17 protein-coding genes are annotated in these 16,634 nt (G+C 43.8%); 1 reads left to right on the top strand and 16 read right to left on the bottom strand.

Going from position 1 to position 16,634, the window contains the following annotated elements:
• From K245_RS24780 to K245_RS24775, 4 genes are all read right to left on the bottom strand, one after another.
• Positions 1 to 159 (bottom strand): transposase (locus K245_RS24780; protein ID WP_035277391.1); only part of this gene is annotated, 159 nt, incomplete at its 3' end.
• A gap of 132 nt (positions 160 to 291) precedes the next feature.
• Complete coding sequence (locus K245_RS0115085) at positions 292 to 1,056, bottom strand: TIGR02186 family protein (RefSeq protein WP_027359904.1); 765 nt, start codon at positions 1,054 to 1,056, stop codon at positions 292 to 294.
• Positions 1,057 to 1,992: a sulfite exporter TauE/SafE family protein gene (locus tag K245_RS0115080; protein WP_027359903.1), complete on the bottom strand. Its 936-nt coding sequence runs from the start codon at positions 1,990 to 1,992 to the stop codon at positions 1,057 to 1,059.
• A complete protein-coding gene (locus K245_RS24775) occupies positions 1,943 to 2,440 on the bottom strand; it encodes a universal stress protein (RefSeq protein ID WP_051284187.1) in 498 nt (165 codons plus the stop codon). Before K245_RS24775 ends, K245_RS0115080 begins: the two co-directional genes overlap by 50 nt.
• A 124-nt stretch (positions 2,441 to 2,564) precedes the next feature.
• Between K245_RS24775 and K245_RS0115070 the strand changes: the two genes are divergently transcribed.
• Complete coding sequence (locus K245_RS0115070) at positions 2,565 to 2,804, top strand: hypothetical protein (RefSeq protein ID WP_084156331.1); 240 nt, start codon at positions 2,565 to 2,567, stop codon at positions 2,802 to 2,804.
• A gap of 142 nt (positions 2,805 to 2,946) precedes the next feature.
• On the opposite strand, the gene K245_RS0115065 is transcribed toward K245_RS0115070, so the two are convergent.
• The 12 genes from K245_RS0115065 to pheA form a co-directional block, all read right to left on the bottom strand.
• Positions 2,947 to 4,947: a methyl-accepting chemotaxis protein gene (locus K245_RS0115065; RefSeq protein ID WP_027359901.1), complete on the bottom strand. Its 2,001-nt coding sequence runs from the start codon at positions 4,945 to 4,947 to the stop codon at positions 2,947 to 2,949.
• Between the two features lie 42 nt (positions 4,948 to 4,989).
• A complete protein-coding gene (locus K245_RS0115060; protein WP_027359900.1) occupies positions 4,990 to 5,487 on the bottom strand; it encodes a chemotaxis protein CheW in 498 nt (165 codons plus the stop codon).
• Positions 5,488 to 5,734: 247 nt separating this feature from the next.
• A complete protein-coding gene (gene aspS, locus K245_RS0115055) occupies positions 5,735 to 7,519 on the bottom strand; it encodes an aspartate--tRNA ligase (protein WP_027359899.1) in 1,785 nt (594 codons plus the stop codon).
• A 111-nt stretch (positions 7,520 to 7,630) separates the two neighbouring features.
• Positions 7,631 to 8,224: a hypothetical protein gene (locus tag K245_RS0115050; protein WP_027359898.1), complete on the bottom strand. Its 594-nt coding sequence runs from the start codon at positions 8,222 to 8,224 to the stop codon at positions 7,631 to 7,633.
• Positions 8,225 to 8,290: 66 nt separating this feature from the next.
• Positions 8,291 to 9,550, bottom strand: a complete 1,260-nt coding sequence (hisS, locus tag K245_RS0115045) for a histidine--tRNA ligase (protein ID WP_027359897.1) — start codon at positions 9,548 to 9,550, stop codon at positions 8,291 to 8,293.
• A 530-nt stretch (positions 9,551 to 10,080) separates the two neighbouring features.
• Complete coding sequence (locus tag K245_RS24770; protein ID WP_051284185.1) at positions 10,081 to 10,728, bottom strand: hypothetical protein; 648 nt, start codon at positions 10,726 to 10,728, stop codon at positions 10,081 to 10,083.
• 107 nt (positions 10,729 to 10,835) lie between these two features.
• Positions 10,836 to 11,675, bottom strand: coding sequence for a prephenate dehydrogenase/arogenate dehydrogenase family protein (locus tag K245_RS24765; RefSeq protein ID WP_051284184.1), 840 nt, complete (start codon positions 11,673 to 11,675; stop codon positions 10,836 to 10,838).
• The gene (aroC, locus tag K245_RS0115025) at positions 11,672 to 12,727 is read right to left on the bottom strand and encodes a chorismate synthase (protein WP_027359896.1); all 1,056 of its coding nucleotides are present in this window, start codon (positions 12,725 to 12,727) and stop codon (positions 11,672 to 11,674) included. Before aroC ends, K245_RS24765 begins: the two co-directional genes overlap by 4 nt.
• Before the next feature lie 136 nt (positions 12,728 to 12,863).
• Complete coding sequence (gene aroL, locus K245_RS24760) at positions 12,864 to 13,379, bottom strand: shikimate kinase AroL (protein ID WP_035277390.1); 516 nt, start codon at positions 13,377 to 13,379, stop codon at positions 12,864 to 12,866.
• Positions 13,379 to 14,641: a 3-phosphoshikimate 1-carboxyvinyltransferase gene (aroA, locus tag K245_RS0115015; RefSeq protein WP_027359895.1), complete on the bottom strand. Its 1,263-nt coding sequence runs from the start codon at positions 14,639 to 14,641 to the stop codon at positions 13,379 to 13,381. Before aroA ends, aroL begins: the two co-directional genes overlap by 1 nt.
• 17 nt (positions 14,642 to 14,658) lie before the next feature.
• The gene (locus K245_RS0115010) at positions 14,659 to 15,483 is read right to left on the bottom strand and encodes a shikimate dehydrogenase (RefSeq protein WP_027359894.1); all 825 of its coding nucleotides are present in this window, start codon (positions 15,481 to 15,483) and stop codon (positions 14,659 to 14,661) included.
• A gap of 9 nt (positions 15,484 to 15,492) precedes the next feature.
• Positions 15,493 to 16,626 carry a prephenate dehydratase gene (pheA, locus tag K245_RS24755; protein WP_035277389.1) on the bottom strand — a complete coding sequence of 378 codons (1,134 nt, stop codon included), beginning with the start codon at positions 16,624 to 16,626 and terminating at the stop codon, positions 15,493 to 15,495.
• Between the last annotated feature and the right edge of the window lie 8 nt (positions 16,627 to 16,634).

Raw genomic sequence — 16,634 nt, 5'->3', positions numbered from 1 at the left:
CAATATTGCACTTTCTTTTTGTCTGGCCAAATCTCGAAATACATCTCCCAAATATTTCCTCAATTCTACATAAATAGTCTTTTTTCTATACTTTGGAATCCATACTACATGATACTTGCATTCCCAGGTACTATGGCTTAGGCTTTGTCTCTCGCTCATTGAAGTCTCCTTTAACTTGAACTTTAGGCGGTTCAGTTATTGGAGACTTCTTCTTATTCCAGGATCTGTCAAACTCTGTGAGTCCACCGGCAGAGCCGGGGGTTTACTTATGATTAATTATAAGGAGCGTTACTAATGCGCCCCCTTGCTCTGAAAGACCATGCCTATGCCGAGACCTGAAAAAATAGCAATCACAGTTGCAAGAACACCGTAAAGAAGTGAATTCCCGAATGCGAGGCTTGACATCAATTTTGGAAAACCGCTCAGACCAGCAGTAATATTCTGCTTTGCCTGGGAGACAATCTGCCCGTCCTGAACGGCTAAAAGTTCAATGGAATATTCTCCAGGCAAGAGTCGTGACGGAACGCTGATTTCTGCCTTGAATGCTTTCTGTCCTGCCATGCCCGGCAAATAAAGAATATTGCCGGAGACTTCATTATAAAGCCCTTCCTGCTGTTTCAATTTGAGAAGCTCATCAACGGCAAGGGTTTTGTCTGTCTTGTCAGCTTCAACTCCGATTGAATCCCTGAGGCTGGAAAGACCGATTTTTTTCATTGTTCCATAATTTTCATCGGACTTGGAAAATGTTTCAGAAGTGTTTACAAGAAAAACTCCTGGAACATTCTTGAACGTAAGAGAGTTCAGGTTCATCCACAAAACTCCCATTGCCTTTCCTTTTTCCTTCATATGAAGCTCCGAGGAACTGCCTACGAACCTTAGAACAGCTTCGCAGCCTTCGGGAACCGAGCCCGACACCTTCAAACTTGTGCCGTTATAGAAAGTATTTATGTCAATAAGCTTAGCGCCCACTTCTAATTTGGCTTCAGTCCCGGCAAAAGCCTGAAATGCGATGGCCATAATCATCATAAAAACTAAGGCGGTGATTCTGATCTTCATCTATGAATGTCCTCCTGTGTAAGAAAGCAGTATATCAGGTGTTGCCAGGAGCTGGAAAAGCATCTTGACCATTACAACAAGAACAAGGGATGCAAGGAGAATCTTGAGCTGATCTGCCTTCAGTTTTTTGCCTATCTTTGCGCCTATCTGGGCGCCGATGGCAGACCCAAGAAGAAGAAGAAGGGCAAGAACAAAATCGACAGAATGATTCTTCCAAGCCTGCATCACAGTTACGTTTATACATGTGAAAAGAATCTGGAAAAGACTTGTTCCAACAACGACATGCATTGGCATACGAAGTATATAGACCATTACAGGAACCATGATGAATCCGCCTCCAACCCCCATGATTGCGGCAAGGATTCCAACCAGAACTCCGAGAAAGAGTGGTATCACAAGGGACATCTTTACGCCTGATCTCGTAAAATCCATTTGTCCTGGCAGATTTTTGATCACGTTGCCCAAAAAAGACTCCTTCTTTTTTTTCATAACAGGCTCAGCAGATGATTTTCTCATGGACTGGATACTCTCGAAAAACATATATCCACCGATTACGCCAAGCATTATCACATAGGTGACATTGATAAGAAAATCGGCATTGCCGAGCTGTTTGAGAAACTTGATGACATAAACACCAACTGTGCCGCCCAGAACACCGCCTATCAAAAGCAGGATACCCATCCTTATATCGACGTTGCCAAGTTTTAGATGGGCCACAGTCCCTGATGTTGACGCCCCGACAATCTGGTTTGAATCAGAAGCAGCCGCCACTGTGGGAGGTATGCCGAGCATGATCAGAAGAGGCGTCATTAAAAAGCCCCCGCCTACGCCAAATATGCCGGACAGCAACCCAACGGCCCCGCCGAGGCCTAAAATAGCCAAAATGTTAACGCTGTTTCCTGCTATCGGCAGGTAAAGATGCAGTGGAATTCCCATGTTTTACTTTCTCTCCTTTGCCCGTTTGTTTAATTTTCAAGGGTGTAACCAGATCCACACGACATAAAATCCTGTGAATAATCCTGCGCAGGGAATTCATTCCACCCTTTGCATTATTCCGCCCACTACCCTCTGTTGACTCAATCACAAGAAGAGTAATCCTGTTGCTTTTTGCAAACCTGATCACCTCTTCCTCATAATCCCCTTCAGTGATGAAGTATTCGACATGGATGCCTTCTGACTTCGCAAGCTCTATCTGAAGTTCAAAGCGTTCCCTGACTATGCTGATTTCACCATCATGAAGACTGTTTCCGCCATGCCCGGAAGGCATGATCATAAGTGCATAGACCCTTGCGTCAGTCCCTATTCTCCTTGCAAGGAGTATTGCCCTGTTCCAGGCGTCCCAAGCTCCATGCCCGGCGCCCATGCTTACAAGTATGCGTTCCATGATGTCATCTCCTGGGCAAACACGGATAGCAGCAAGCGTGCCACAGCGATCATGAGACATAACATATTGAATTAAATATAAATATTTTATGATAAATTTTAATGGTGTAAATGATGATTTCAAAATGAAACAAAAACCATTCATGATTGATTGTCAGGCTTTTCATTGTGAAACACTTGATTACGGGGATATACAAATTCCCACGGGTAGTATTATTTCAGATGGAGACAAGGTGACAAAAAATCCGCTTGCAGTCATTACTGAGGGTCTTCATGTGAAAAACAAAAACATAGCATGGAAGGCTTTGTTTTTTTTGCGTTGGGCTGTCTCTAAAAAAAAGAAGAAAGGAAGTATTTTGCGGTGAAATGAACAGCTGAACAAAGGAATAATGAAAATTTTAAGGGCCTTGGGCAACATCTTAAAGAAGTTACCCAAAGCCCGGTTTTGAATTTCAATTATCAGGATGTGAATGGCCATTAAGAATCAGAGCCAATTTTTTTTATGCTCTAAAAATCCTCAAAATCGTCATTATCAAGCGGTATAACCTGATCTGGCCTAACTTCCCTCGAGGTTCCTGAAACCTGGGGATGAACCTGCCCCGAAGTTTTTTTGACAACCGGCCTTAACAATTTTGGCTTTCTGCCTGACGAAGCCAACAAATGGCCCGAACGTGCAGGGGTGGATGAATGATAAATGGTTTCCTTTCCGCCCACTATGGCAGTAAGCTGGTTCACATAATCCATCATCTGCTGGGACTGGGCGCTCAATTCCTCTGAAGCACTTGCAGACTCCTCGGCATTGGCCGCGTTCTGCTGGGTGACCTTGTCCATTTCAGTCACAGCCCGGTTGATCTGCTCAATTCCCTTTGCCTGTTCATCGGAGGCCGCTGAAATTTCGCTCACAAGATCACCTACCTTGGCCGTGGATGTCGCAACTTCACCAAAAGCACTGTTGGTCTGGTCAAGAAGGGTTGTTCCATCCGTTACTTTTTTTACAGTATCTTCTATCATTGTTGCTGTATTCTTGGCTGCATCAGCTGAACGCAGGGCGAGATTCCTCACCTCTTCCGCAACAACCGCAAAACCGGCTCCGGCCTCACCTGCCCTTGCAGCCTCGACGGCAGCGTTGAGTGCAAGAAGATTTGTCTGAAAAGCTATTTCATCAATTGTTTTTATGATCTTCTGGGTCTGACGGCTAGCGTCTGAAATCTCACAAATTGATTTTGTAAGATCTGTCATTGATTTCGAGGCCTTGTTGACAACCGAATTGGCTTCTTTCATCAGATTGTCGGCCTGGGCCGCATTATCCGCATTGCGTTTGGTCATGGAAGACATTTCTTCAAGGGATGATGATGTTTCCTCGAGTGACGCAGCCTGTTCCGAAGCGCCTTCAGCAAGGGACTGGCTGGCGGATGCCACCTGATTTGCGGCAGCCGCTACCTGATTTGCGCCCTCGCCAAGACCTGTTATTACATTTCTTACAGGACGAGTTATGCTTATGGTGATAAAAAAAGCGAGAAAACAGCCAACAGCGACCGCTATTACAAGGCCAACAAACATTATATAAGAAGCCTGTTTCAAACCTGACACAGAATCTTCGCTGACTTTTCTCATGATCTCGTTGGCACCAAGAGAGGTCTCCCTTGCGAGCTCAAGAGCGGCAGTTCCAATTTCAATGCGCTTATCGTTTATTGTGCTCAGGGAAGCAGTTTTTTCAAAAAATTCCAGCAAGGATTTTTTATACCCTGAAGACGATGATATTATTTCATCAATCTGTTTAAGATTGGCAGCATGTTTTGTAATAGGCTTCAAATCAGCAGCAATCTTGGCTATTTCATCAAAGGCTGATAGCTTTGATTTAATGATATCGTCATTTCTAAGATTCATACTTCTTAAATTTGCGATTCTAAGCTGCTTGCCATTATCGAGTATGGTGTTTACCATATCTATTTTTTTGAATCTCTCCCGAATCTGATCAACCGGAGCGCCTGTTCCTGCTTCCTTATCAAAGGCTTCTTTCTGGGATTTAACAAATTCAGTGCAGTTTGTCTCAAATACCACGGACGATTCTTCCATAGCAGTTCTTATGCCTGACTGAGAAGTCACTGTGTCAACCGTGTCTTTGGCCAGTTTCTCATATTCCGACATTTTAGCTGTAATTGAAGGGACATTTTTTCCAAGGGTCACAAGTTCAGGATAAGAATCAGAGAGCTTTTTTGCGTTTGCCAGACTTTCTTTGACCTTGACGATATCATCATTTGCAAGATCCAGATATTTTTTTTCATTTGTAAATCCATACCCGCGCATATTGTACATATATCGCTGTATACGTCTTTCGAGCTGCCCGACTATTGCAACTTCCTCGACGTATTTATCATTGATATTTTCTGCATTTTTTTTTGCGCTCCTCATATTAACGACAGCAATAACACCAAGTATTAAAATAATTGCAATTAGAATTCCAAAACCAGATGCTATCTTTGCCCCAAGTTTCATATTTTTAAACATGGATATCCTCCATTTTTCCAGTTGAACAGAATGAAAATACAATCACGCGGTTTTATCAAGCAGGATGAGTTCGCTTTCTGTCAGAACCTTATCAATATCAAGAAGAATCTTGACACTGCCGCCTGCTTTTGCCATTCCGAGTATGTAGTCAGTATTCAGCTTGATCCCGAATGCTGGCGTTGCCTCGATATCATCCTCCCTGATGTTGAGAACCTCTGACACAGAATCAACAACAACGCCTATCTGGAGATGGGATTCCCTTGTTGTAATCTCAAGAACAATTATGCATGTCCTTTCATCATACTGGACTTCTTCCATCTGGAATCTGAGTCTAAGATCAATTACAGGGATTACTTTGCCGCGAAGATTTATAACGCCTTTAACAAATCCAGGTGTCTGCGGGACAGAGGTAACCGGCATCATGCCAATAATCTCACGGATTCGCATTATGCCGACTCCGTATTCCTCGTTTCCCAGCCTGAATGTAAGGTATTTCCCTTCCCGGCCTGCAGATGGCTGATTAGGTTTAGCCGCTTCCATCGCTGCCTCCTTATTGGGGTTCAATTTAATAGTCGCCTATAAAAACTTTGAGTAAAAAAGATTGAGCTGGATGAATTGACACTGTGGAATTATTTATGAAATGCAAACTTGTATTTTTGTATCACATGAAAAGTTGCAATTACAACATTATTCTTATACGTGGCAAGGCTGGGGAATGAAGAGGCGCAAGGGGAGGAATGTCCGCGGCACATGATCTGCCGCGGACCTTTTTATTAAGTCAGGCTTATCACTCCTGGACAACAACTCTTAACGAAAGTTCCTGAAGCTGGGCATGGGAAACCTTGTCAGGCGCAGATGTCAGGAGACATCCAGCTTTCTGGGTTTTAGGAAATGCAATGACGTCGCGGATGGAAGTCTCTCCGCATAAAAGCATCACAAGCCTGTCAAAACCAAATGCCATACCGCCATGTGGAGGCGCGCCATATGAAAGTGCGTCTGTAAGGAATCCGAATTTTTCCGCGACTTCCTCATCCTTGAGGCCGAGAACGCTGAAAATCTTTTTCTGAAGTTCAGGATCAAAGATTCTTATGCTTCCGCCGCCAATCTCATATCCGTTCAGAACAAGGTCATAGGCCCTCGATCTTACATCAAGAGGGTTTGAATCAAGTTTTGCGTAATCTTCTTCAAAAGGAGAAGTAAAAGGATGGTGCAGGGAGTGATAACGTTTTTCATGCTCATCATATTCAAAAAGCGGGAATTCAGTCACCCAGACAAACCTGAAGGTGTTTTCAGGGATGAGATTGAGCTTTTTGGCAAGATGATTTCTGAGGTTTCCGAGAGCCTCGTTAACCACTGTTATCTGATCTGCGACAAAGAAAATCAGGTCTCCTGGCTGCATGTCAAGAATCCTTGCCATTTCAGCCTTTTCATCATCTGTGAAGAATTTTGCAATCGGAGACTGCCACTCATTTTCCTTAACTTTTATCCATGCAAGGCCTTTTGCCTTATATATTGCGGCAAATGCTGTAAGGTCATCAATATCCTTTCTGGACATGTCTATGCAGCCTTTGGCGTTCATGGCTTTAACTATTCCGCCTTTTTTGACCACATCCGCAAAAACCTTGAAACTGGAGTTTTTTGCAACATCAGAAAGATCTTTAAGCTCAAGCCCGAATCTCATATCCGGTTTATCAAGGCCAAATCTTGAAATAGCCTCTGCATAGGTAATATGTTCAAATGGTGTTTCAAGGTCTATCCCAAGAGCGTCTTTAAAAACTTTTTTTGTAATACCCTCTCCGGTTGCCATAACATCAGATTCACCGACAAAGGACATTTCAAGGTCTATCTGGGAAAATTCAGGCTGGCGGTCCGCTCTTAAATCCTCATCCCTGAAACAGCGCACAATCTGATAATATCTGTCAAAACCTGAAACCATCAGAAGCTGTTTGAAAAGCTGGGGTGATTGAGGTAGAGCGTAAAACTGTCCTGGGTTAACCCGGCTCGGCACAAGATAGTCGCGGGCTCCTTCAGGGGTGCTCTTTGTGAGAAAAGGAGTCTCTATGTCAAGGAATCCGTTTTCATTCATGAATTCACGGACAGCTCTGCCAACCCTGTGCCTCATGATTATATTCTTCTGGAGTTCAGGACGCCTAAGGTCGAGATGACGATATGTGAGCCTGATATTCTCATTGGCGTCAATTCCATCCTCAATCATGAAAGGAGGAGTCTTTGACTCATTGAAAATGCTGAGTTCAGTAATAATTACTTCTATCGCACCTGTTGCTATATTAAAATTGAGCATGCCATCAGGCCTGTTTTCAACCCGACCTTTTACTCCGATCACAAACTCGCTTCTGAGGGAATGGGCTTTGGCATGTACTGTTTCTGAAATTTCAGGGCTGAAAACGATCTGTGTGATTCCATCTCTGTCCCTTAAATCAACAAAAATTACTCCGCCGTGGTCTCTGCGACGCTGAACCCAGCCCATGAGAATAACTTCACTTCCAACATCCGAGGCACGAAGATCATTGCAGTAATGCGTGCGTCTCAAACTTCCAAGTATATCAGCCACGTTATTGTCTCCTTGAATTTTGATGGCTCTGTATTTTTTTATAGGTGGGAGATGCCCACCGTCATTTTTCCTGTATCAATAAACTGTTGAGATAAACCAGCCTCAAAGAAATCAGTCAACCACACTGTGCCCAACAAACAGAATCATCATAAGAAGCCCTGCTGCCCATGGACTTGTGTGAACCTGATATAATCCTTTTCGCATAATCTTTGGTGAAAACTTGAATTTTAAAACAGCGCCTGCCGCGGCAATTATTATCATGACAATCATGCCTATTTCAGGCAGAGCGTTTGATCTACAGCTTGACAACCTGAAATGGATCAGAATCGGCAGGATTGCAAAAAGATTCAAATAATAATGCAAAGGCATCAGATACTTTTTCTGAGCCTGATTAATTCTTTTTAATTGATTCTTAAACTCGTCAGACAAAGACATAAAACTGATCAGCATCCTTATCAGAAGACTAAAAAAAACCGGAATATTGGCAACAACAAGCAATAAAGCTGAAACCACTCCTGTTACTTCATTTCCGTCGTTCTCCACTTTATGCATAGAACCGGCAAATGTTTTTGTTTTATAATGCCTGTCTTCATGATGATCATTATCGGCAATGGATGTTGTGGAAAAAACAAACAAAAATAGCCCGATAAAAAGTATGCAAGTTACAAATACGGTACTAACCAAAGAACATAATTTGTTGCTCATTTAATTTTCCCTTTTTGTGGATTACAATAAAAACTTGAACCATAATAAAAAAACAGATTATGCGAATTAAAGATTTCTTATTATCTTTATAACCCTCGTAACAAGCCCTGAAAAGCTGACTTCTTCCTGCTCACCGGTTGCCATGTTTTTAAGTATGGCGGTTTCCTTCTCAAATTCCGACTCACCGGCAATTAGAACGTATTTTGCTCCGTCCTTGTCTGCCCTCTTCATCATGCTTTTGAGGCTTTTACCCGAATAATCGGTGTCTGCCCAGATACCATCACGGGCAAGATCGCATATCCAGCTGAAAACAGCGGAAACAGGAATATTGCCCGGAGCCATTATAAAAACTTCAGGAGTTCTGATATAAGGCTTTCTTGAGGCGGCTATTACATCCACAAGCCTGTCAAAACCTATGGCAAAGCCGATTGCAGGAACATCCGGGCCATCAAGGCTTTTTACAAGGCCGTCATAGCGTCCTCCGCCTGCCACTGAATTCTGGGCGCCGAGCATATTCGTCTTAAGCTCGAATGCGGTTTTTGTATAATAGTCAAGGCCGCGCACAAGCTTGTGATCAATGGTATATTTTACGCCCTGGCTTTCAAGAGAGCTTTTGACTATATCAAAATGATCCCTGCATTCATCACAAAGAAAATCTGTAAGAACTGGAGCGTCCTTGAGAATCTCCTGGCAATGCACTGATTTGCAGTCAAGAATTCGTAATGGATTCTTGTCTTTTCTTCTTTTACAGTCATCACAAAGATTTTCACCGCTTTTTTCGGCAATTTCTTTTATGGCATTCTGAAAAGATGGCCGACAGCAAGGGCAACCAAGGGAATTTATATGCGCGGAAAGCTCTGTCACCCCAAGCCTGTCAAGAAGGTGGGACAGCATTACCATGATCTGCGCATCTATATAAGGTGAGGCGATTCCGAAAACCTCGGCATTTATCTGATAGAACTGGCGGTAACGACCTTTTTGCGGACGCTCGCGCCTGAACATGGGGCCTATGGTGTAAAGCTTTCTGATGGGATTATCAGCCTGCATATTGTGCTGGATGTAAGAACGCACCACAGAAGCGGTTGCCTCCGGACGCATTGTGAGCATATCACCGCCGCGATCTTCGAAGGTGTACATCTCTTTTTCCACAATGTCAGTATTCTCACCTATGCTTCGGCTGAAAAGAGCCGTTTTTTCAAGAACCGGAACTCTTATTTCCTTGAATCCGAAATTCTCGAACACCTTCACAGCTTCAGACTCTATTTCCTGCCAAAGCTCGATATCACCCGGCAGAACATCCCTGAATCCTTTGATTGCCTGAATCATTTATTATTTCCTGATAATATGCTGGAACAAATTGATAATCTGATTAAATTCAGCCACAAATCTTAAAAGTAACTTTAGCTTGTAACTTACATAAAGATGCATAGTCAATACCATTATTAATTGTTTCAAGATTTGGATTATTAGAATTAAACCAATGAAAATAGAAGGTTAAGCCAAACAGGCTTCAAAACATAAAAAATACCATATTCTGATGGAATTCCCGAAGCATCCGATTTGAGAATGTTTTTCTAAAAACAGCATTTTTGAAGCAAAAAATGGAAGGAATCAGAGGTGAGGGATCTTGGATTTAAATTATTTTCCCTGTATCAGACAGCCAAGGCAATAATAGACATCCATGTGTTCAATTTTAAGATGTGACCTGGCATACATGGCCTTATGCTTCCTTAAAAAAACTTAAAGCATAATAGATCTATCACGACGCACAAAATCATAAAGTTTTTGCGGAGCTTTTTCCAAAAAGCGACTCGCCGGAGGCAATTGCAACTGCAAAAAATATCCACAATAAAAAATCAGACAACCCCGGCTTTCTGTTTTATCAGAAGAAGCCCGGCGCCTTTGTGAAAATACATGGTCTCTGAATCAACGCCTCTATCCATGAAGAATTTTTCAATTGAGTCAAAAAGAACAGGTCTGTCAGGAAATGAAAAGGTTTTCTTTTTCTTGAGCATATCTTCGTAAACTTGTTCTGCTTCCGGGTTTTTCAAAAAAATATCTGCCCGTGCCTGCTTGCATACAAATGTCTCGCAGTTTAGGGGCTTGATCTTCCACAGACAACCGAGAGGCCCAAGATAAACACATTTATCGTCTCTGAAAGGTTCGTAAAGAGCGTTTAGAAGAACGTCAGTTTCTTCTTTTGATGAGACGAGCCAGTTTACGATCCAGTCCGCAAAAAAGGTGATTATTCCCTCATGCATGCAGCAGTCGCTAAGGCCTGTCTTAAAACATATGTCCCCGCAAACCTCGGCGCATGATCTGGTCAGAAATTCAGATGTTTCTGCCCTGAAATCAAGATATGAAGATATCATTTGTTTGAGCGCAGTCACTTCATCACCAGAAGCTTTATCAAAGAAAGCCTTGACTGTCATGTAAGCGTCAAACTGCTCGAGGTTATACTCTTCTTTTAAATCCTCACGTCTCAATTCCACTGACTGCTGCATTTATATTCCCCGTCTGGCTGGCGGTGATGCTCTCAATCCAACGATTCCCCCTTTGAATAGCGATCGCTTTTTTAAAAAATTCGCAAAAAAGCTTTTGGGGCATATATTTATTTTTTTCCTGAATACATCAGCTCAAAAATTGCATTGGTCTCGCTGAGGGCCTTATCTTTAAAATCGCCATAGAAATCCCGCAGATCAGAAAGAAAATCAAGCCCAATCTTGTCATCAGGGTTGGAAGCTTTGGAAAATGCCTCGTCAAGGGATTCCCTGAAAACATTAAGAACGCCCGGCACATAGGGATTCTTGCCCATAAGACTGTTGTAAAGGGAAATATCAAGAGCAAAAAGCCTGCCTATAAGATCAAGCTTGAGCCTGAAAACCTGGGTGGCGAATTTCATGGCTTCGTCTGCATTGATGTCGAGTCTCTGGAGAGTTCTGGCAAGAGCCACGCTCATCAGATGTGTGAGGCCCTGGGTTACAGCCATGAAAGTATCGTGCTGTTTTCCGTCCATTCGGGTGAGTACTGCTTCCTCAGCTCCGAATATTTCCTCAAGCCATTCAAGCCATCTGGTTCCGCGGCCTGGACAAAGAATTACATTCTGGCCTTTAAGAACCTCCACAGTGGGCCCGAACATGGGATGGGTCCCTACAACCTCGGCTTTGGTGTTTTCAACCATGCATTTTACTATGGCTTCCTTCTGGGAACAGAAATCCGCAAGCAGCTGATCTTCCCTTAGAATAGGCCCTATTTCCTTGGCGATTTCAAGAGCAGCCTCCACAGGAGTGCTTATGAAAATAACGTCTGACCTAAGAGCCAGTTCCTTTGAAGTAAGCTCTGTTCTTCTGCTTGAAATTAGTATGTCACAGCCGTGTTTCTTAAAAATCCTGTCAAAAAATCGGCCCATGCCTCCGTTGCCACCAATAATGCCCACAGTCAGTTTTTTCATGAAATAGCCTTCTGCCTTAAAATATGATCAGCCAGAACAAGATTTGCCATTGCCTCACACACAACGTTTATGCGCGGAATAGGAGATATATCATGCCTGCCTGTGGTTGAAATGGTTGTTGCATTGCCGTTTATATCAATGGTGTTCTGGACTTTTGTTATGGACGGAATAGGCTTTACCGCAACCCTGATTACAATCTCATCACCGTTTGAAATTCCAGCAAGAATTCCTCCGCTGTTGTTTGTGGCAAACTTTCCGCCCGGCAGGATTTCATCGTTGTTCTGTGATCCGAGCATTTTTACGGCCTCAAAACCAGCGCCGATCTCGACACCCTTTACAGCACCTATGCTCATCATGGCCTTGGCAAGATCTGCGTCAAGCTTGTCAAAGACTGGTTCGCCAAGACCTGACGGAACGCCCTTTGCAATAATCTCGACTATGCCACCTATGGAATCACCTTTCTTTATGACATCAGTAACTCTTTTTTCCATTTCTAAAGCGGCTTCAGGATCAGGACTCATATACTGATTTGTCATGACAGCGGACATGTCCCTTTTTTCAGCCTTTACCCCGCCAAGTTCTATTGTGTAAGCCTGAACTGAGATTCCGTGCGTTTTAAGAAATTCTCCTGCTACAGCACCAGCCGCAACCCTGCCTACGGTTTCTCTTCCTGATGATCGCCCTCCGCCTCTCCAGTCCCTGATTCCGTATTTGCTCTGATAGGTTATGTCGCCGTGCCCAGGCCTGAAAAGTTCAGAAATTTTTGAATAAGCCGAAGAATCATGATCCTTGTTTTCGATCATTATACAGATTGGCGTACCAGTTGTTTTCCCTTCAAATACGCCTGAAAGAATAACAGGTTTGTCAGGCTCTTTTCTCGATGTGCTGGCCTTTGAAATTCCTGGTTTTCTCCTTGCCATCATGGCGGAGATTTTTTCCTCATCAAGCTCTATTCCAGGCGGACATCCGTCAATGACAACCCCAAGGGCTTTTCCGTGGGATTCACCCCAGGTCGTTATCTTAAAAAAACCGCCAAAACTGTTTCCTGGCATAATATATCCTTAAAATGATTGCTGATTCTTGATTGATAATTTCAGATTTTCGAGACATTTTTTCAATCAAAAATCAAAATTCCAAAATCAACAATTCATAAAGTCGGGTTACGAGCAAAGGACGCTCTAATCCGACCTACCTTATTTTTATATAAATCTCATCACAGACTTCTTCGGGATTTTTACCGTCTGTATCAATCACAAGCTGTGCGGCTTTTTCATAAAGAGGCAGCCGTTGCTCAAGTACATCACGAATCTCGTCTATGACGCCCTTGCCTGAAAGAGATGGTCTCTGGTGAGCTGTCATTCCGTCGCCTGTCATTCTTGCTGCAATGGTTTCAATTCCTGCCTTGAGCCATATAACCCTGCCGGTTTTCTGCATGACATCTATGTTTTCAGGCCTTAGAATAACGCCGCCGCCTGTCGCTACGACACAACTTTCTAATAACGAAATCTGTTTCAGGACATCACTTTCCCTGTCCCTGAAATAATCCCATCCCTTATCAGCAACCATTTCAGCCACTGTCCGGCCTTCTATTCTGACAAGTTCTTCGTCCGCGTCAATGAATGATATACCAAGTTTTCCGGCAAGAGCCTTGCCTGTACTTGTTTTTCCTGTGGCTCTGTAGCCTGTGAGATAGATATTGGCCATTATTTGTAGAGCCTTTCAAACACTTCCCAATATGTAGGGAAGGATTTTTCAACGCACCGTTCTTCAAGAATTTTCATCCCTGGAACAACAAGACCTGCCATTGCAAAGCACATGGCCATTCTGTGATCGTCGTATGTTTCTATGGTCGCGGCCTTTGGCTTTCCGCCCTTTATGACAAGACCGGTGCCTGTGTCTGTGGCGTCAATGCCCATTTTATTAAGCTCAGTTGCAACTGCTGCAAGGCGGTCACTTTCCTTTGCTTTTAGATGCTCGACATTCCTTACAATTGTCTCGCCTTCGGCAAATGCTGCCACAACACCGAGTGTTGGAACAACGTCCGGCATGTCGCCCATGTCAACATCAACGCCTTTGAGCTTCCCGCCTTTTACGGTTATGCCGTCTGCCTCACGGATTACCGTGCAGCCCATGCGCTCAAGAACATCCGCAAATTTTGCGTCTCCCTGTCTGGATGTCGCGCTCACGCCCATTACCTTGACAGAAGTTCCGGTTATTGCGGCTGATCCCCAGAAATAACTGGCCTGGGAAGCGTCAGACTCCACCCTGTATTCTCCTGGCATGTATTTCTGACCGCCTGGAATCTTAAAATAATCATATCCCTTATGCTCAAAATTTATTCCGAATCTTTCCAGAATTTCCAAGGTAAGATCAACATAAGGTTTTGATACGAGTCCAGGAATAACATTTACTTCAATTCCGTCTGAAGTGCATGGAGCCATCAAAAGAACTGATGAGAGATACTGACTGCTGACCCTGCAATCAAGGGTCATTTTCCCGCCCTTCATGGCAGAACCATTTACTATCGCAGGAGGGCATCCTGTGGAATTTTTTGAAACAGCCTTTGCGCCAATCTGGGTGAGACCGTCAAGGAGTTCCTGTAAAGGACGCTGCTGCATGCGTGGAGTTCCGGTCAGAACATAATCTGTCTTCCCAAGGCAGGCGATTCCTGTCAAAAGCCTCATGGAAGTTCCTGAATTGCCGAGATATATTTCCTTATCAGATGGAGAAGGAGAACCTGACATGCCATAAACTTCAGCGACAGTTCCATCAATTTTGACCTTTGCGCCCATCTGCTCAAGGGCTTTTGCAGTAAGATCCACATCCTCGCTTCTGAGGAGATTTGTTATCCTGCATGATCCTCCTGCAAGAGCCGCAGCAATGAGTATTCTATGGGAATAGCTCTTGGAGCCGGGGACTTCTATTACTGATGATTCCCTTACAGGTTTTGTCTTTATTTCAATCATTTGCTCAAGCCTCCGGTTTATTTGGAAAGTTTTTCAAGCACAACGGAAGACATAACATCCACCGGAGCCTTTAAACCTGTCCAGAGTTCAAACTGCATCGCTCCCTGATAAATGAACATCTTTGTTCCGTCTATTATTGTGCATCCGGCAGCTTTGGCTTCTTTCAGGAATCTGGTTTCAAGCGGATTATAGACTATGTCCATAACAACCATGCCTGGCTTGAAAACACTGCTTTTCACTGGGGATGCGTCATAATCTGGACTCATTCCAAGGGGAGTGCAGTTAATAAGAATATCGCATCCATCCTGCTGGAAATCTTCAAGAGGTCTGTAAGCAGAACCTGTATCAGAAGCAAGCTTTTCGCCCTCTTCCTTTATCTGGTTCAGGATGATAAGATCTGCCCCTTCCTTTTTAACTCCGAATGCAATTGCTCTGGCTGCTCCGCCTGCTCCGCATATAACCACCCTTTTAGCCTTGAGATCGGTCTTTTCAAGTATGGCCTTGATCGCACCTGTGCAGTCGGTGTTATACCCTTCCAGCTTTCCGTCGTTATTGACTATGGTATTTACAGCACCGATATCCTTTGCAATGGGATCAATAAAATCAAGATGATCCATGACCGCAAGTTTATGCGGTATTGTCACGCTGAGGCCTTTGATCCCAAGGCTACGCACGGCCCTGACCGTTCCTTCGACATCCGAGACATCGAAAGCAAGATAAACGCCATTGATGCCGCTCGCCTTGAACGCAGCATTATGCATGGAAGGACTCATGCTGTGGCTGATGGGTTTCCCGATTACCCCGAAAAGGAGGGTTTTGGTGTTTATTTCAAAATTTTCCACTTCCGCCTCCTAAACATTGCCGTTGTCGATTGCTCCGCTGTCATCACATTTCGGATAAGAGCCCAGCTTTTTAAGGAAAAGGCATGATTTACTAAGCTTTTCAAGGGCTTCTGCGATATTTGCATCTTCATGGTGGCCTTCGACGTCCATTACAAAAAAGTATTTCCAGTTTTCATGCTTTGTCGGCCGTGACTCAAGCTTGACCATGTTGATTCCTGATTCCGCGATCGGCTGAAGGGCCTTGAAAAGAGCACCTGGAACATGGGACGTAACAAAAATAACCGAAGTCTTGTCATTACCCGTTCTTGGAGGAGAGTCCTTACCAATCACAAGAAATCTGGTCACATTCTTTGTAAAATCTTCAATGCGTTCAGCAAGGATCTTAAGATTATACATGGTCGAAGCTGCCCTGCTTGCGACAGCAGCAGATCCAGGTTCTGACGAGGCTATCTGGGCTGCGTGGGCAGTGCTTGCGCACTCCTTCATGACAGCATTTGGAATATTTTTTCTCATCCACCCTCTGCACTGTGAAAGAGCCTGGGGATGTGAGTAGACAACCCTTATATCTTCAAGAGATCCTGAATTTGAAAGAAGATAATGGGAAATTGCCTGATAGCTTTCTGCGCATATCTGAAGGCTCGATTCAAAAAGCATATCAAGGGTGAAATTGACTGCGCCTTCTATGGAGTTTTCCACAGGAACTACTCCGTACTGGTATGTTCCCCTTGTCACGGAATCAAAAATATCCCTGATATTTGCCTGGGGCACAAAAGTTCCTGCGTGTCCGAAATGGCTTGTTGCCGCCATATGGGTATGGGTTCCTTCAGGGCCGAGATAGGTTACCATCTGCGGCATCTGTATTTCCCTTGAAGAAGCCATTATAACGCTGAATATATGATGGATGACAGACGGCTTCAAAAGCCCTTTATTCTTTTCAGTTAGTCTGTCAAAAATCTCAGTTTCACGCTTTCTGTCAAGAACCTTGATACCTGAAACGCCCTTGATTCTGCCGATCTCTTTTCCAATCAGGAGCCTCTTGTTTATCAGCTCCAAAATGGTGTCGTCTATCTTGTCTATCTCACTCCTAAGACCAAGAATCCGCTCTTCCTTTACACCATCTTCTGTTTTTTCTGCGTCGCTCATTGGGTAAC

It is taken from the genome of Desulforegula conservatrix Mb1Pa, assembly GCF_000426225.1.
GTDB classification, from domain to species: Bacteria; Desulfobacterota; Desulfobacteria; order Desulfobacterales; family Desulforegulaceae; genus Desulforegula; species Desulforegula conservatrix.
The sequence above is the reverse complement of the archived record's forward strand: the minus strand, read 5'-3'. Positions and strand labels throughout refer to the sequence as shown.

What these genes read in the sequence shown, in the direction of transcription:
- K245_RS0115060 (WP_027359900.1), bottom strand. Translation starts at nt 5,487, where the DNA reads ATGGAAGCGGCTAAACCTAATCAGCCATCTGCAGGCCGGGAAGGGAAA.
- aroC (WP_027359896.1), bottom strand. Translation starts at nt 12,727, where the DNA reads ATGCCAGGAAACAGTTTTGGCGGTTTTTTTAAGATAACGACCTGGGGT.
- hisS (WP_027359897.1), bottom strand. Translation starts at nt 9,550, where the DNA reads ATGATTCAGGCAATCAAAGGATTCAGGGATGTTCTGCCGGGTGATATC.
- K245_RS0115085 (WP_027359904.1), bottom strand. Translation starts at nt 1,056, where the DNA reads ATGAAGATCAGAATCACCGCCTTAGTTTTTATGATGATTATGGCCATC.
- K245_RS0115065 (WP_027359901.1), bottom strand. Translation starts at nt 4,947, where the DNA reads ATGTTTAAAAATATGAAACTTGGGGCAAAGATAGCATCTGGTTTTGGA.
- K245_RS24765 (WP_051284184.1), bottom strand. Translation starts at nt 11,675, where the DNA reads ATGAAAAAACTGACTGTGGGCATTATTGGTGGCAACGGAGGCATGGGC.
- pheA (WP_035277389.1), bottom strand. Translation starts at nt 16,626, where the DNA reads ATGAGCGACGCAGAAAAAACAGAAGATGGTGTAAAGGAAGAGCGGATT.
- K245_RS0115070 (WP_084156331.1), top strand. Translation starts at nt 2,565, where the DNA reads ATGAAACAAAAACCATTCATGATTGATTGTCAGGCTTTTCATTGTGAA.
- K245_RS24770 (WP_051284185.1), bottom strand. Translation starts at nt 10,728, where the DNA reads ATGCAGCAGTCAGTGGAATTGAGACGTGAGGATTTAAAAGAAGAGTAT.
- aroL (WP_035277390.1), bottom strand. Translation starts at nt 13,379, where the DNA reads ATGGCCAATATCTATCTCACAGGCTACAGAGCCACAGGAAAAACAAGT.
- K245_RS0115080 (WP_027359903.1), bottom strand. Translation starts at nt 1,992, where the DNA reads ATGGGAATTCCACTGCATCTTTACCTGCCGATAGCAGGAAACAGCGTT.
- K245_RS0115050 (WP_027359898.1), bottom strand. Translation starts at nt 8,224, where the DNA reads ATGAGCAACAAATTATGTTCTTTGGTTAGTACCGTATTTGTAACTTGC.
- K245_RS24775 (WP_051284187.1), bottom strand. Translation starts at nt 2,440, where the DNA reads ATGGAACGCATACTTGTAAGCATGGGCGCCGGGCATGGAGCTTGGGAC.
- aroA (WP_027359895.1), bottom strand. Translation starts at nt 14,641, where the DNA reads ATGATTGAAATAAAGACAAAACCTGTAAGGGAATCATCAGTAATAGAA.